This window comes from Terrisporobacter muris (genome assembly GCF_024621905.1).
In the GTDB taxonomy this organism is placed as follows: domain Bacteria; phylum Bacillota; class Clostridia; order Peptostreptococcales; family Peptostreptococcaceae; genus Terrisporobacter; species Terrisporobacter muris.
The window spans coordinates 1-14,863 of sequence record NZ_JANKBY010000061.1 but is presented as its reverse complement, the minus strand read 5'-3'; the positions used below and the strand labels follow the sequence as shown (position 1 = coordinate 14,863).

16 protein-coding genes and 2 riboswitches are annotated in these 14,863 nt (G+C 29.2%); of the genes, 13 read left to right on the top strand and 3 right to left on the bottom strand.

The genetic code is table 11. The features are described 5' to 3' along the window. Positions 1 to 24 precede the first annotated feature (24 nt). Both NSA58_RS07035 and ytvI read left to right on the top strand, forming a co-directional pair. Entirely contained in the window at positions 25 to 1,284 is a 1,260-nt protein-coding gene (locus tag NSA58_RS07035; protein WP_039680110.1) for an HlyC/CorC family transporter, read from the top strand. 151 nt (positions 1,285 to 1,435) lie between these two features. Then, positions 1,436 to 2,497, top strand: a complete 1,062-nt coding sequence (gene ytvI / locus NSA58_RS07030; RefSeq protein ID WP_039680111.1) for a sporulation integral membrane protein YtvI — start codon at positions 1,436 to 1,438, stop codon at positions 2,495 to 2,497. 264 nt (positions 2,498 to 2,761) lie between these two features. On the opposite strand, the gene yfcE is transcribed toward ytvI, so the two are convergent. Both yfcE and NSA58_RS07020 read right to left on the bottom strand, forming a co-directional pair. Next, a complete protein-coding gene (yfcE, locus tag NSA58_RS07025) occupies positions 2,762 to 3,364 on the bottom strand; it encodes a phosphodiesterase (protein WP_039680112.1) in 603 nt (200 codons plus the stop codon). Positions 3,365 to 3,382: 18 nt separating this feature from the next. Further along, entirely contained in the window at positions 3,383 to 4,183 is an 801-nt protein-coding gene (locus tag NSA58_RS07020; protein ID WP_039680113.1) for an NAD(+)/NADH kinase, read from the bottom strand. 384 nt (positions 4,184 to 4,567) lie between these two features. Between NSA58_RS07020 and NSA58_RS07015 the strand changes: the two genes are divergently transcribed. The 9 genes from NSA58_RS07015 to NSA58_RS06975 all read left to right on the top strand — a co-directional run bounded on the left by NSA58_RS07015 (position 4,568) and on the right by NSA58_RS06975 (position 13,650). Then, a complete protein-coding gene (locus NSA58_RS07015; protein WP_039680114.1) occupies positions 4,568 to 5,065 on the top strand; it encodes a YbaK/EbsC family protein in 498 nt (165 codons plus the stop codon). Between the two features lie 139 nt (positions 5,066 to 5,204). Next, a complete protein-coding gene (locus NSA58_RS07010; protein WP_074079784.1) occupies positions 5,205 to 6,110 on the top strand; it encodes an RluA family pseudouridine synthase in 906 nt (301 codons plus the stop codon). A 19-nt stretch (positions 6,111 to 6,129) separates the two neighbouring features. Continuing rightward, a complete protein-coding gene (locus NSA58_RS07005; RefSeq protein WP_039680116.1) occupies positions 6,130 to 7,143 on the top strand; it encodes a nucleoid-associated protein in 1,014 nt (337 codons plus the stop codon). 69 nt (positions 7,144 to 7,212) lie between these two features. Continuing rightward, positions 7,213 to 7,464: riboswitch (cobalamin riboswitch) on the top strand. 113 nt (positions 7,465 to 7,577) lie between these two features. Then, complete coding sequence (locus tag NSA58_RS07000; RefSeq protein WP_039680117.1) at positions 7,578 to 8,486, top strand: ABC transporter substrate-binding protein; 909 nt, start codon at positions 7,578 to 7,580, stop codon at positions 8,484 to 8,486. After that, positions 8,476 to 9,492 carry a FecCD family ABC transporter permease gene (locus NSA58_RS06995; protein WP_074429081.1) on the top strand — a complete coding sequence of 339 codons (1,017 nt, stop codon included), beginning with the start codon at positions 8,476 to 8,478 and terminating at the stop codon, positions 9,490 to 9,492. The genes NSA58_RS07000 and NSA58_RS06995 overlap by 11 nt, the downstream gene beginning before the upstream one ends. A gap of 6 nt (positions 9,493 to 9,498) precedes the next feature. Continuing rightward, on the top strand, positions 9,499 to 10,254 hold the full coding sequence (locus tag NSA58_RS06990; RefSeq protein WP_039680119.1) for an ABC transporter ATP-binding protein: 756 nt from the start codon (positions 9,499 to 9,501) through the stop codon (positions 10,252 to 10,254). A gap of 79 nt (positions 10,255 to 10,333) precedes the next feature. Continuing rightward, a riboswitch (cobalamin riboswitch) is annotated at positions 10,334 to 10,655 on the top strand. 312 nt (positions 10,656 to 10,967) lie between these two features. Then, on the top strand, positions 10,968 to 11,876 hold the full coding sequence (locus NSA58_RS06985) for an ABC transporter substrate-binding protein (RefSeq protein ID WP_257560324.1): 909 nt from the start codon (positions 10,968 to 10,970) through the stop codon (positions 11,874 to 11,876). Next, the gene (locus NSA58_RS06980) at positions 11,866 to 12,888 is read left to right on the top strand and encodes a FecCD family ABC transporter permease (RefSeq protein ID WP_257560323.1); all 1,023 of its coding nucleotides are present in this window, start codon (positions 11,866 to 11,868) and stop codon (positions 12,886 to 12,888) included. Before NSA58_RS06985 ends, NSA58_RS06980 begins: the two co-directional genes overlap by 11 nt. Before the next feature lie 6 nt (positions 12,889 to 12,894). Next, on the top strand, positions 12,895 to 13,650 hold the full coding sequence (locus NSA58_RS06975) for an ABC transporter ATP-binding protein (RefSeq protein WP_074079787.1): 756 nt from the start codon (positions 12,895 to 12,897) through the stop codon (positions 13,648 to 13,650). A 47-nt stretch (positions 13,651 to 13,697) separates the two neighbouring features. Here the strand turns inward: NSA58_RS06975 and acpP are convergent, their stop codons facing one another. Then, positions 13,698 to 13,922, bottom strand: a complete 225-nt coding sequence (acpP, locus tag NSA58_RS06970; protein ID WP_039680123.1) for an acyl carrier protein — start codon at positions 13,920 to 13,922, stop codon at positions 13,698 to 13,700. Positions 13,923 to 14,064: 142 nt separating this feature from the next. Here acpP and NSA58_RS06965 point away from each other — a divergent pair, with 142 nt between their 5' ends. Both NSA58_RS06965 and NSA58_RS06960 read left to right on the top strand, forming a co-directional pair. Beyond that, entirely contained in the window at positions 14,065 to 14,508 is a 444-nt protein-coding gene (locus tag NSA58_RS06965; RefSeq protein ID WP_039680124.1) for a hypothetical protein, read from the top strand. 34 nt (positions 14,509 to 14,542) lie between these two features. After that, positions 14,543 to 14,749, top strand: coding sequence for a hypothetical protein (locus NSA58_RS06960; RefSeq protein WP_039680125.1), 207 nt, complete (start codon positions 14,543 to 14,545; stop codon positions 14,747 to 14,749). The last annotated feature ends 114 nt before the right edge of the window (positions 14,750 to 14,863 follow it).

The following is a 14,863-nucleotide window of genomic DNA, read 5'->3' as shown; positions in this document are numbered from 1 at the left end:
ATACATATAGGAGAGTGGTAAGGGTTGGATAGTTCGACCAGTAGTTTGATTCAGATAATTTTATTAGTAATTTTATTAATAGGGTCAGGATTTTTCTCTGCATCTGAGACAGCATTAATGTCACTTAGCAGAATAAAAATAAGACATATGGAGGAAGATGGAGTTAGAGGAGCAAAGTTTGTGGGTTCTTTATTAGAAGATTCAAATAGATTGTTAACATCAATATTAATAGGTAATAATATTGTGAATATAGCAGCAACTTCTATAACAACTTCATTATTTACTACCACATTAGGATTAGGAGCTCAAGGTGTGGCGATGGCTACAGCTTTAATGACTGTATTGGTTTTAATCTTTGGTGAAATAACACCAAAAACAATATCAGCAAATACTCCAGAAAAAGTATCTTTAATGGTTGCTAAACCAATTAAATTTTTTATGGTAATATTAAAGCCAGTAGTTGGAATATTTAATGTTATTACAAAAATAATATTTAAACTTCTTGGGGTACCTGATAATGGTGTAAGACCATTCATTACAGAAGAAGAATTAAAAACTATGGTAAATGTAAGTCATGAAGAAGGCTTATTGGAAATAGAAGAAAGAGAAATAATTAACAATGTCTTCGAATTTGGAGATATGCAAGCAAAAGAGGCTATGGTTCAAAGATTAGATATTGTAGCAATTGATTTAGAAGATAGTTATGACGAAATAATAGAATTATTTAAAACAGAAAAATTAAGTAGAATGCCTGTATATGAAGAAACAATAGATGATATTATAGGTATATTAAATATAAAAGATGTAATATTCTTGAATGATGAAGAAATAGCTAACTTTGATGTAAAAGAATATATGAGAGCTCCTTTCTTCACTTATGAATTTAAGAAAATTACTCAACTTCTAGAGGAAATGAAAAAAGACAAAAGCCAAATGGCCATTGTAGTAGATGAATATGGTGGTACAGCAGGTTTAATTACCATAGAAGATTTAGTAGAAGTTATAGTTGGAGATATAGAAGATGAATATGACGAAGAGGAAGATGAAATCGAAGTAATAAGCTCTAATGAATTCCTTGTTGAAGGAAGTACTAAAATCAGCGATGTAAATGAAGTCTTAAATATTAACTTAGAATCAGAAGAATTTGACTCCATAGGTGGATATATCATAGGATATATCAAACACATACCAGAAGAGAATGAACTTATAGAAGTAGATGGAGTTAAATTTAATATAGAATCAGTAGATAAAAACAGAATAAAGAAAATCAGAATAATGTTATAACAAATAAAGCACTGTTTTTAAACAGTGTTTTTATTTACACTTTTAGCAATAGATAAATAAAGATATATTATTGGTTATATAAATAAAGTTAGTTTTGTATATTAAAATCGTATTAAGCATATAATCAAAAATAGAGAGAGGAATGATGTGTATGTCTGTATTGAACAGCTCTTTTTTACATAGGTTAAAAAACAATGTAATATTTTTCGTTATATATTCAGTATTATTTTTATTAATAGTAAAGACCTTTGGATATATAGCTCCATTTTTTATAGCAGGTTTATTGGCAATTATCATAAATCCCATATCAGAGAAGCTAAAAAGAAGATTTAAAATAAATAAAGGTATATCAACTTTATTTCTAAGTTTATTAGGTGTTGGATTAGTTATATTTTTAGCATCATTCTTATTAGTAAAAGGAAGCCAGCAGCTAGTTTCATTTTTAAATAACATAGATAGCAATAGTTATTCATACATTGGAACTATGGTAAATGACTGGGTCAATAATTTGGATAAATATGTTAATTATTTTCAAGGTATAGCTAATAATAGTATAGATATTGAAGGATTAGTAGCTAATTATGGTAAGAGTCTTGCAGATATAGCTAAGACAATGTTATCTAAAATAATAAATTTAGCAACATCATTACCAACGGTAGTACTTATCATAATAACATTATTTATGTCTACATATTTTATAGCTAAGGATTTTGATAAAATAGAAAATGGATTTCTAAGTATTTTTACAGATGATACAAAAATAAAAGTACGTAGAGTTAAGAGTGAAATAATGTACTCCATAAAAGGGTACATAAAGGCATATACAATTTTAATGAGTATTACATTTTTAGTTATATGGATAAGTTTTTCTGTGTTTAAGGTTCCTTATGGATTACCTTTAGGTATAATTGGAGCATTACTCGATCTAATACCTTTCTTAGGTATAATTGTAATATTTGTTCCAGTTATAATTTATTACTTTGTTATAGAAAACTATTTTGTTGCCATAGGAATAGCAGTAGTATTTATAGGATTGTCAATACTTAGACAAATCTTAGAACCGAAGTTAGTATCAGCTAATGTTGGTATAAGCCCATTGCTTACAATAGCAGCAATATTTATAGGCATACAAGTTGGTGGAATATTAGGAATAATATTCTGTTTAGGATTATTAGTTATGCATGACATATTAAAAAGAGTAGATATATTATAATAAAAATGGCTAACTGTAAAGTTAGCCGTTTTTTTGATTAATATACTTGTCTGAATCGATAACAAAATGATTTACCAAAACATACTTCAGGAGAAGTATGTTTTTAATTGTAAGGAAATTATATGTTATCTGTCCTGTGGATAACGTATAATTTCCAACTTTGCTATTTGAGCAACGGGCGAAGCCGTTGGCTATATGAAGTAGAGCGCCCACGCAGTGGCTTAAAGTGTTTCGCCGACACGTCGCTCAAGCGAAGCGAATTTTTTATTTGCAATCGCATCCGTCTTCGCAATCACAATTATCAACTTCAATTATTTCTTTTGTATTTATATCTATTAGGTTGATTTCTAATTCAAATTCATCTTCCATATTATCATCATTTAATATTTCTATTGTTGCTACAGAATGAGTACCATCTTTTGGGATAGCAGTGCTTCCTGGGTTTAATATTATAATATCTCTATCTACAGATAACTCTTTTACATGAGTATGACCTTGTATAAGTATATCTACTCCCAGTTCTCTAGCTTTTTTAATTATGTCTTCTCTTGATTCCCTATATCCATGGTCCATAAGTACACTAATGTTATCTATTTTTTTGTGTACAAAAGGAGATTCAATTGGATGCTTTATAACCATTTGATCTACATCAGCATCACAGTTACCTCTAGCTATTGTAATATTATCTAAATTATTTATGATTTCTATTACAGCTTTTGGATTGTATCCTTCTGGAAGATCATTTCTAGGTCCATGGTATAATACATCACCAAGGTGAAGCAATACATCGCAGTCTGATAATGTGTCCAGTGCCTTTTCTAAGTAAGGTAAACTTCCATGAGTGTCACTAAGTACTCCAATTTTCATATTCTTTCCTCCTATAATTTATAAGAATTTCTCACACACCCTACTCCAAAACTCATAATTTGATGTCCTAAGGAGTTTGATTTTTCTATCTGATATGGAAAGACTTATATTATCTATTTCTTTAAAATTATACTCCAAACCATCTACCACTACTAGGGTGGAATTTTCAAATTCACATTCCGGAGATACATTAACTATGGAATCATGTGAACATATAATGCTAGACGTGAAACATCTATAAGCATTTGTGTTTATTGGTGATATGGGTGCAACTTGTATAACATTTAAGCTTGTGTCAACTATACTACCACCTACAGCGTAATTATAAGCAGTAGAACCAGCAGAGGTTGATATTATTAAGCCATCTCCACTAAAGTTTTGCACACGTTTATTATTTATATCCAATTTTAGATGGATAGTTCTAGATTTATCTCCTTTAACCACAGCCTCGTTTATTCCAAAAATATTGCAACATCCATCGCTAGTTGTAACTTTAGCTTGAAGGAGAGGTAGTTCTTGAGTTATATAATCTCCTTCCAGATAAGATTGAATGAATATATCTATATCTTTTGGAGATATATCTGGAAAAAAACCTAAATGACCAGTATTAATTCCTACTAAGGGTACATTTGGGAGATTATAATCTCGAATAGTTTGTAAAAAACAACCATCTCCACCTATAGATATTATTAATTCTGCTTCAGGATTATATTCATAGTCAACATCAAATCCAACTTCAATTAATTTTTTATGCAAAAGTTTTCTAGTATCAAGAGACCTTTGCACTTTATTAGAGTTTATTGTTACAATTCTCCCCATTTTTCCACCTCGTTTATAAGTTGTATTATATCAAATATATGTAAATTTAGGAAATATCCTTTGTCAAAAAAACATATTATTATGTTAATATTTATACAAAAATGTATGAAAACCTCTATTTAATTGTAAGGATTTTATATTTTATCTTTCGTGTAGATAAAATATAAAATACAACTAATTGGTGAATATGTTTTTAACGTATATTACTCAAGTAATGGAAAGTCATTGTCCATATGAAGAATAATGTCCACATGGTGGTTTGAGAAAAGTAAATTTTACTTTGATAATTTAAAAAATGTTAATTTTATTCTCTAAGGAATTTTATATGATATACTTATTTTGGGAATAATTATAGGGAAATGTTGTAAATGGAGGTGTATAATTATGTCAATAGAAAAGGTAAGAGAATTTTTCAAACAGTATAACAAGGAAGATAATGTTATGGAGCATGAGGTATCTTCGGCAACAGTTGAATTGGCAGCAGAAGCAGTGGGTGTTATTCCTGCTAGAATAGCTAAGACTCTTTCTTTTAAAAATAAAGAAGGAGATAACGCCATATTAATAGTTACAGCTGGTGATGCTAAAATTGACAATAAGAAATTTAAATCAGAGTTTGGACATAAGGCTAAGATGTTAACACCAGAAGAAGTATTAGAATACATAGGTCATGGCATAGGCGGTGTATGCCCTTTTGCTATTAAAAATGATCAGGTAAAGGTATATCTAGATGTATCTATGAAGAGATTTGACACAATTTTCCCAGCAGCAGGAAGCAGTAACTCATCTATAGAGTTAACTTGCGATGAGTTAGAAAAATTTTCTAATGCAGACAAATGGGTAGATGTTTGTAAAGGATATGAAGAAACAGAAGAAGTAAAATAAATTTTATTAGATATTATAAAAATCACACAACTCACAGTGTGATTTTATTTTTTGAGCAAAGGGAATTTTTTGTTTTTACTTATATAAAACTATGAATTTATGGTAATATAAATAATATTAAGTAAAAGTAGGTGAGCATATGTTTAAGAAAGAAGATCAGAAATATAATATTATTTCATATATAAATGAAGAAGAAAATTTAACTTTGAAAGAAGTTTTATTAGATAAACTAAACTTTTCAGTAAGATCTTTATCAAAAATGAAAAGATATAAAACTGTAAAAGTAAATAATACATATATTAGACCAGCTGACAAAATAAATAAAGGTGACTTAATTGAGGTAAGAATTGAAGAAGATATGGCTGATTTTAAGCCACAAGACTTAAAACTATCTATTTTATACGATGACTTTGATATAATTATGGTGAATAAGCCAGCGTTTATGGTAGTTCATCCAACAAAGAGTCATTATGAGAATACTATTGCCAATGGTGTTACTCACTATATTATGGAGAAGGATGAAAAGGTAAAAGTAAGGTTTGTAAATAGACTTGATATGAATACATCAGGTTTAGTTATTGTGGCTAAAAATCCTTATGCTCAATTTGTTTTATCATCAGATATGAAAGATGATAAAGTGGAAAAAATGTATATAGCTGTAGTAAAAGGTATTGTTGAATCAGATTTTGGGACTATAAATGAGCCAATTTATAGACCTACTGATGATAGTATAAAAAGGATAGTTCATGAAGATGGACAACCTTCAGTGACACACTTTGAAGTAGTAGAAAGATTAAAAGATGCCACAGTTTTAAAATTAAAACTGGAAACAGGAAGAACTCATCAAATAAGAGTTCATTTAAATCATATAGGTCATGGAATTATAGGAGATGAGTTATATGGATATGTGGATGAAAATTTAATTAAAAGACAAGCTCTACATGCTTATAGTTTAAAGTTTAAACAACCAAGAACTAGGGAAGATTTAGAGTTTAATGCCCCTCTTCCAAAAGATATGGAAGAATTAATAGAAAAGTTAAAATAAATTACGGAGGTAGTTAGATATGGTTATACATAAGTATATTATTCACGTTCTTGATAGAAATAGTGAAGGCCCAATATTAAATGATTTTGAAGGAAAAAATAATGCAGAGGTAGACAAGTTTTTCCAAAAGATTATTAACAGAGCAGCAAAGGATGATGATTTAAGAAAAGCTGTATTTAAAGACTATAATGAAAATATAATAAGAAATTGCTGTGAACAAATAATATACGATGCTGATACTTTTGTTCAAAACTCAAAAGAAATAGCTTCATTCTTATTTGATATAATGAAAAAATATGAAGACATAGATTCATGTGATTTAGCTATGTGTTTATATAGTGTAAAAGATGAAAAATATGTAGGAATAGTAAAACTAGACTACAAGAAATTATACACTCATTCTATAGAATTATTAGATGAAAAATTCAACATACAAATAATAAGCAACGAAATAGGAATACCAGACACAGGAAGACAAAAACAATGTGCATTAGTTGGACTTAGTGGAATAAATGATGACTTCCATTTAAGATTATTAGACAAAGATTCAGAGAAAGAAGAAGATCCAGAGAAAAAATCAAGATTTATAAATGAATTCTTACATGCTGAAAAAGTTACTGATGATAAGTTTAATACAAAAACTTTCAAAACTACTGCAGATAATTGGATAACAAATGCTATGGGTAATAATATAAAAAAAGCAGAAGATGTTAGAAGTTTATTAAATTACACATTAAAAGAAAAAGAAGAAGTTGATATAGAAGAATTTGTGGAAAAATCAATAGATGATGACCATTTAAAAGAAAGTTTCAAAGAATTAATGACTGATAGAGGAATTGAAACTAGCTTCAATATAGACAAAAAATGGGTTGAGAAGAAGCTTAAAAGAAGAAGTATAAAAACAGACAATGGATTTGATATAAAAGGAAATCTTGTTGATTTTGAAGATCCTATGAAATATAGTGTCAGACAAAATGAAGATGGTACTGTTGATATAATAATAAAGAATGTAAGCTTTTATGAAGAAAAATAATTGAAATATTAAGATTTATTTTTAAAATCATAAAAAACAAGTTTAAATATGCTACAATATATTAAGAAACAATTTAATATAAATTTAGGTTCTTAAAGATTAATAGGGAAAGAGGTGTAATTCCTCTACAGCCCCCGTTACTGTAATGTGGACGAAACTCAGTATACCACTGTATTATAAGCAGAGTAAATTCTTAACAATATAGTTGTCTAAAGCTATAGCGAAGACAATTTGTTAACGCATGAACAAAGCGAATTTTATGGGAAGGTGAGGAGTAGGTTGATACTAAGTCAGGAAACCTGCCTGAATTATGAAGCAAATTTCTTCGGGGTGAAGGAAATATATTAAAAGACATATTATGTCAAAACATAGATATATGAGCCTAGCCTTGTGCTAGGCTTTTTTTATTACAATTTTAACAAGGGGGAAGACTTATGAAGAAAAAATTATTATCATTATTATTATGTGTAGTTATGCTTTTTACAGTAGCATGTAGTAGTAATAAAGAACAAACTGTAACAGATAGAGAAGGTAACAAAGTTGAGATACCATCTAATATTGAAAAAATAGTATCTACAGCACCTTCTAATACAGAAATATTAGCTGGTTTAGGTGTGGGAGATAAAATCGTATGCATGGATACATACTCAGAGGGGATTGAAGGTGTAAATAAAGATGTAAAGAAAATGGATTTTACTTCACCAGATGCAGAGGCAATAATTGAGCTGGAGCCAGATATTGTTATAGCTTCAGGTTATAATAAATCAGGTTCATCTGATGATCCATTTAAATCTATTAGCGATGCAGGGATACCTGTAGTTTACATACCAAGCAGTGAAAGTATAGATGGAATATACAAAGATATAGAATTTATAGCATCTATAGTTAAGGAAGATTCAAAAGGCGAAGAAATAGTTTCTAATATGAAAAGTGAAATAGAAAAAATATCTAAAGTTGGAGAAACAATAAAAGATAAAAAGAAAGTATATATAGAAATAGGGCCAGCACCTAATTTATATAGTATTGGTAATTCTACATTCTTAAATGAAATGGTTGAAATCATAGGAGCAGAAAATATATTTAAGAATCAAAAATCATGGATATCACCAACTGAAGAATCTGTAATAGATGCAAATCCAGATGTAATATTAACTACAGTTAACTATGTAGAAAATCCAGTAAAAGAAATAAAATCTCGTGAAGGTTGGGAAAACATTAAAGCAGTGAAAAATAATGAAGTTTATTATATAGATGCAGATTCATCATCTAGACCAACTCAAAATATAATAAAAGCTTTAAAGGAGATGGCTAAAGCTACATATCCAGATGAGTATGAGAAATAGGGAAAAAATAATTTTAAGCATAATTGTATTACTTACAATTATTTTGTTAGGAACATCCATAGGAAGTTCAGATATAGGTTTATTTGATACATTATCTATAATAGGTAATAAAACCTTAAATTTACCTTTATCAGAAAATGTTACATCAAAACATATTGCAATAATATGGAAGCTTAGGTTGCCAAGGGTATTATTAGCATTTTTAGTTGGAGGTTGTTTAGCAACTAGTGGATCTGTAGTTCAATCTATACTTAAAAATGAATTGGCATCACCCTATACCTTAGGAGTATCTTCAGGTGCTTCTTTGGGAGCTGGGTTTATAATAGTAACAGGAATATCACTACCATTAATAGGTGGATTTACTTTGCCTTTAATAGGATTTATTTTTGGCTTAGTTACTGTTTTTTCTGTAATTGCATTTTCAACAAAAATTGATAAGACCATGTCAAATAATACTGTAGTTCTTGTAGGTATGGTTTTATCACTATTTGTAAATGCACTACTAACTACTTTAACAGCCTTTTTTAGTAATGATTTAAAGAGTATAACTCTTTGGCAAATGGGAAGCTTTGCCATGAGAGGATGGACTTATGTAGGATTGATATTGCCATTTTTTGTAGTTGGAATGTTAGGAGTAGTTAAATATACTAAAGAAATGGATATTCTTACATTTGGAGAAGAACAGGCTAAGGCTGTAGGTGTAGATACCTATAATGTAAAAAGAAAATTATTTGTTTACTGTGCTATTTTAACAGGTGGATCAGTGGCACTTAGTGGAACTATTGGGTTTGTGGACTTAATAGCCCCTCATATAGTAAGAAAGGCTTTTGGTTCAAATCATAAATATGTTGTACCCATGTCTTTTTTATTTGGAGGAGGGCTAATGGTAATAACAGATTTGATTTCTAGAACCATATTTGCACCAATGGAATTACCGGTAGGAGCTGTAACAGCTTTAATAGGTGCACCGTTTTTTGCCTATGTATATTTTAAAAAAGGAAGTTGATGTTAAATGTTAGATGTTAAAAATCTTTATTGTGGTTATGATGATAAAGATATAATTAAGAATATCAGTTTTAATGTAAAAAATGGAGAAAACCTATGTATAGTTGGACCTAATGGATGTGGTAAGAGTACATTATTAAAATCTATAGCCAATATTATTGATTATAAGGGAAATATAAAAATAGATAATAAAGAAGTAACTATGCTTAGTAGAGTAGAATTGGCAAGAAAAGTAGGACTTATGAGTCAAATATCTCAATTATATTTTCCTTATACTGTTTATGATACTGTATCCTTAGGAAGATATGCATATTCAAAGGGTGCTTTCTCAAAACTTTCTTTTGAAGATAGGAAAATAATAGTAGATAGCATGAATAAAGTAGGTGTGTATGATCTTAAAGATAAGTTAATTACAGAATTATCAGGAGGTCAATTACAAAGAGTATTTTTGGCTAGGGTATTTGCTCAAGATCCAGATATAATTCTGTTAGATGAACCAACAAATCATCTTGATTTTAAAAATCAAATAGATCTTTTGGATAATCTTAATGAATGGGTAAAAGATAATAATAAGATTGTAATAGGAGTATTGCATGATTTAAATTTAGTTCAGTATTTTGCAGATAAAGTACTTATGATCAAAAAAGGAGAAGAAGTTTCTTATGGAACACCGGAAAGTGTTTTAAAAGATAAACTACTAAATGATATCTATGGAATTGATATAAAGGACTTCATGGTAAATATTTTGCAAAAATGGGCTTGATAAACGACAAAATAAAATTATATAAAATAAAAAAATTGAATAAATTACAAAATATGTTATAATGAATTGAGTAAAAATTGAATACATTAGATTTTAAGGTTCTATTTACAATAGATTAAAAGGGAAAGAGGTGTGATTCCTCTACAGCCCCCGTTACTGTAATGTGGACGAAACTCAACAATACCACTGTGAAAATTTATAAAAGAAAAGCGAATTTTGAGCAACGGAGTTGTCTGAAATTGCATGGTGCCGACGTAGTCGCTTAAAGCGGTAGCAAAGACATCTCGTTGGCGACATGAAGTATTTCGCCGACACGTCGCTCAAGCGAAGCAAATTTTTATGGGAAGGTGAGGAGTAGGATGAAGCTAAGTCAGGAGACCTGCCTAAAATCATAAAGTAGTTTCTTCGGGGTGAAGAAAATATTACATTATGGAACATTGTGTTTTAAATTTTAATATATTAAGAGAATAGATATGTATTTTTTTGATTTAATATGACAAAGCATTTATGTTTAAAATCTATGTATATATTTGCCTAACCTTTCGGTTAGGCTTTTTTTACATACAAGGATATTATATTGCTATCAAATCTGTGGAAAACTCGTGGAATTAAGCAATATCAACAAATATTGAAATGTAAAAAAAGTTACTTTTGAGCAACGGAGTTGCCTGAAGCGAAGCGAATTTTTATGACAATTTATAGGAGGAAAAGACATGAAGAAAAGAATATTAGCAATTATAACAAGTTTTATACTACTGTTTACAGTTGGATGCAGTAATAGCAAAGAGACAACTGTAACTGACAGGGAAGGAAATGAGGTTACAATACCAACAAAATTAGAAAGAATAATATCTGCAGTGCCATCAAATACTGAAGTTTTAGTAGAACTTGGTGTAGGAGATAAACTAGTTGGTGTAGATAAATATTCTGAAGGAATAGAAGGATTGAATGAAGAACTTCCCAAAATGGATATGAATAATCCAGATGCAGAAGCAATAATAGCTTTAGAGCCAGATATAATAATAGCATCAGGACACAATAAAATAGGTTCTGCAGAAGATCCATACAAAGCAATAGTTGAAGCAGGTATACCAGTAGTTTACATACCAAGTAGTGATAGTATAGAAGGTATATACAAGGATATAGAGTTTATAGCTTCTTTAGTAAATGAAGAGAAAAAAGGTGCAGAAATAATCACTGATATGAAAGAAAAAATATCTAAATACGAAGAGTTAGCTAAAACTATAAAAGATAAAAAGAAAGTATACTTTGAAATAGGTCCAGCTCCAAACTTATTTAGTTTTGGTCACAGCACATTCTTAAATGAAATGGTTGAAGTAGTAGGAGCAGAAAATGTGTTTAAAGATGAAGAAAGCTGGTTTGCCCCAACAGAAGAGGCAATATTAGATGCTAATCCAGATGTAATATTAACAAAAGTTGATTATGTTGAAGATCCAGCAGCAGAAATATTAGCACGTGATGGATGGGATAACATAACAGCTGTTAAAAATGGAGATGTTTATTATATAGATGCAAATTCAGCTGCTCGTGGAAATCAAAATATACTGAAAGCTTTAGATCAAATGGCTAAAGCTATATATCCAGATGTTTATGGAAAATAGAAATAAAAAGAAAATATTATTAAGTGTATTGATTACATTTTTTATTATAAGTATGGGAGCTTCCAATGGAAGTTCCCATATTAGCATTTTAGATACCATATCTGTTATGCTAAATAAAATTTTAAATTTACCACTTAATGAAAACATAGCATCTCCGCAAGTAGCTATAATTTGGAAAATAAGATTACCAAGAGTGTTATTAGCATTTATAGTTGGTGGATGTCTTGCTGTAAGTGGCGCTGTCATTCAATCTGTATTAAAAAATGAATTGGCATCACCATATACACTAGGTGTATCCTCAGGGGCATCTCTTGGCGCAGGGTTGGTAATTGTTTCAGGTATATCAATACCTTTACTACAAGGCTTTACCTTGCCATTAATAGGATTTATTTCTGGTTTAGCTACTGTATTTCTGGTTATAACTTTTGCATCTAAAATAGATAAAACTATGTCAAATAATACAATAATTTTAGCAGGAATGGTATTTTCTTTGTTTGTAAATGCTTTATTAACAACATTAACAGCATTTTTCACTGAGGATCTAGAAAGTATTACACTGTGGAAGATGGGAAGCTTTGCAATGAAGGGTTGGTCATATGTTGGACTTATTATACCTTTCTTTATTATAGGAATGTTAGGGGTCCTTAGATTTACAAAAGAAATGGATATACTTACATTTGGTGAAGAACAAGCAAATTTAGTAGGGGTAGATACAAAAAAGGTGAAAAGCAAATTATTTATATATTGTTCTATTTTGACGGGAGGTTCAGTAGCATTAAGTGGAACCATAGGATTTGTAGACTTAATTGCTCCTCATATTGTAAGGAAAATATTTGGTTCTAATCATAAATATGTGGTACCTATGTCATTTTTATTTGGAGGATGTCTAATGGTTGTTACAGACTTAATAGCAAGAACTGTATTCTCACCCATGGAACTACCTGTGGGGGCTGTAACAGCGTTAATAGGAGCTCCATTCTTTGCCTATATATATTTCAAAAAAGCTAGGTGATATTAAATGTTAGAAATAAAAAATTTATATACAGGATATGATAAAAAAGAAATAATTAAAAATATTAATCTTAATGTAAAAAGAGGAGAAAATCTTTGTATTGTAGGACCTAATGGATGTGGTAAGAGTACGCTTTTAAAATCTATTGCGAATATTATTGAATATAAAGGTAATATAAAAGTAGATGGAAAAGAAGTAAGAGAACTTAGCAGACTGGAGTTGGCAAAAAAAATAGGATTAATGAGCCAAATAACTCAGTTATATTTCCCTTATACTGTTTATGATACCGTATCTCTAGGAAGGTATGCTTATTCAAAGGGGGCTTTTGCAAGGCTATCTCCTAAAGATGTTGAAATAATAGTTGAGAGTATGAAAAAAGTTGGCATATATGAATTAAAAGATAAGATGATTACTGAATTATCAGGTGGTCAACTTCAAAGAGTATTTTTAGCAAGAGTCTTTGCACAAAATCCAGATGTGATTTTATTAGACGAACCTACCAATCATCTAGATTTTAAACATCAGATAGAATTATTAGAAAACCTAAAGGATTGGGTTAAAAATAATAATAAAATAGTGGTTGGTGTATTACACGACTTAAATTTAGTTCAATATTTTGCAGATAGAGTACTTATACTTAAAGATGGAAAAGAAGTTGATTATGGATTACCTGAGGATGTATTTAATGGTTATACATTAAATGAAGTTTATGGGATAGATATAAAAGACTTTATGAAAAATATTTTACAAAAATGGGCTTAAATATATGAAAAAGGGATGTTCCTAATGGAAACATCCCTTTTTATATATTAGTGACCTTCAATATATTCTACTATATCACCAATAGTTTTGAAGTTTTCAGCATCTTCGTCTGGTATTTCTATATCAAACGCTTCCTCTAAAGCCATTATAACTTCAACAGCATCTAGAGAATCAGCATCTAGATCTTCTTTAAGTGATGTTTCCATAGCTAAAGAATCAGAATCATCTAAACCTAATTGTTCAACTATAATATCTCTAATTTTTTCAAACATTAGTTACCTCCATGTTAATTTAAAATTTAATTGTAGTTTAATATAATATTGGCAATTTTTCAATATATAATCAAAAAAAGTCCTAAAGTTTTAAAAAATGAATATAAATTTAATATAGATAATAACTTTAGGAGGAAGGATAATGAAAAACATAGGATTATTATTATCGTCAATTGCAGGTTTTTTTATAATTCTTGGGTGTCTTTTTTACAACTCATTGCTTATAGATATGGATAGAATAAAAGACTATGTTGCTGAGAGTAATGTAATCTTGCAAGATGTAATGGAAAATGAGGATAAGGTTAACGAAAAAAAAGGGGAGTATATATCTAGATTAATGAAGATAAAAAAAGGTATGGAAAATTCACATACATCTTTTTTGTTTGACAAATATAAATTAATAAAAACTTCATCTATCGAATTATTAATAGATGTCATAAACGAAGATAATGAGGATGATAAAGATGAATATTTAAAATTAGTATTTGAAGCAAATAATGAAAGCCAAAATGAGCTAGATACACTGATGAATAAAAATTTCATTGAAGTAACTTATTTATGCTTGAAAACATATATTAGTATATAGCAATATAACCGTTTGACTTTAAGGGGGGAGTGACATGGCAAAGTTAGAGGAAACTTTATCAAGATTTTTTGGCGGGGATGACTGTGGATTTAATGGCGGATTATTAATAATAATAGCTATTGTATTTTTACTTTTGGCTACAAACATATTTGATGATATATTTGATGATGATAGCATATGGATTTGGGTGATTTTGATTATATTACTATTATTTAACTTTGATGATGGCTGCTGTTGCTAATGAAAAGCAAATTAATAACCCATTTTAGGTACAAATTTAGTTTGTATTTAAAATGGGTTATTTTTTTTAAATCTTTAAAAATTAAAAGAGAATATGTTGATAAAATTGCATTTT

Excerpts from the sequence above, each read along its gene's own strand:
- NSA58_RS06965 (WP_039680124.1), top strand. The coding sequence starts at position 14,065 with ATGAAAAACATAGGATTATTATTATCGTCAATTGCAGGTTTTTTTATA.
- NSA58_RS07005 (WP_039680116.1), top strand. The coding sequence starts at position 6,130 with ATGGTTATACATAAGTATATTATTCACGTTCTTGATAGAAATAGTGAA.
- NSA58_RS06995 (WP_074429081.1), top strand. The coding sequence starts at position 8,476 with ATGAGAAATAGGGAAAAAATAATTTTAAGCATAATTGTATTACTTACA.
- yfcE (WP_039680112.1), bottom strand. The coding sequence starts at position 3,364 with ATGAAAATTGGAGTACTTAGTGACACTCATGGAAGTTTACCTTACTTA.
- ytvI (WP_039680111.1), top strand. The coding sequence starts at position 1,436 with ATGTCTGTATTGAACAGCTCTTTTTTACATAGGTTAAAAAACAATGTA.
- NSA58_RS06980 (WP_257560323.1), top strand. The coding sequence starts at position 11,866 with ATGGAAAATAGAAATAAAAAGAAAATATTATTAAGTGTATTGATTACA.
- NSA58_RS06985 (WP_257560324.1), top strand. The coding sequence starts at position 10,968 with ATGAAGAAAAGAATATTAGCAATTATAACAAGTTTTATACTACTGTTT.
- NSA58_RS06960 (WP_039680125.1), top strand. The coding sequence starts at position 14,543 with ATGGCAAAGTTAGAGGAAACTTTATCAAGATTTTTTGGCGGGGATGAC.
- NSA58_RS06990 (WP_039680119.1), top strand. The coding sequence starts at position 9,499 with ATGTTAGATGTTAAAAATCTTTATTGTGGTTATGATGATAAAGATATA.
- NSA58_RS07020 (WP_039680113.1), bottom strand. The coding sequence starts at position 4,183 with ATGGGGAGAATTGTAACAATAAACTCTAATAAAGTGCAAAGGTCTCTT.
- acpP (WP_039680123.1), bottom strand. The coding sequence starts at position 13,922 with ATGTTTGAAAAAATTAGAGATATTATAGTTGAACAATTAGGTTTAGAT.
- NSA58_RS07010 (WP_074079784.1), top strand. The coding sequence starts at position 5,205 with ATGTTTAAGAAAGAAGATCAGAAATATAATATTATTTCATATATAAAT.
- NSA58_RS07000 (WP_039680117.1), top strand. The coding sequence starts at position 7,578 with ATGAAGAAAAAATTATTATCATTATTATTATGTGTAGTTATGCTTTTT.
- NSA58_RS07015 (WP_039680114.1), top strand. The coding sequence starts at position 4,568 with ATGTCAATAGAAAAGGTAAGAGAATTTTTCAAACAGTATAACAAGGAA.
- NSA58_RS06975 (WP_074079787.1), top strand. The coding sequence starts at position 12,895 with ATGTTAGAAATAAAAAATTTATATACAGGATATGATAAAAAAGAAATA.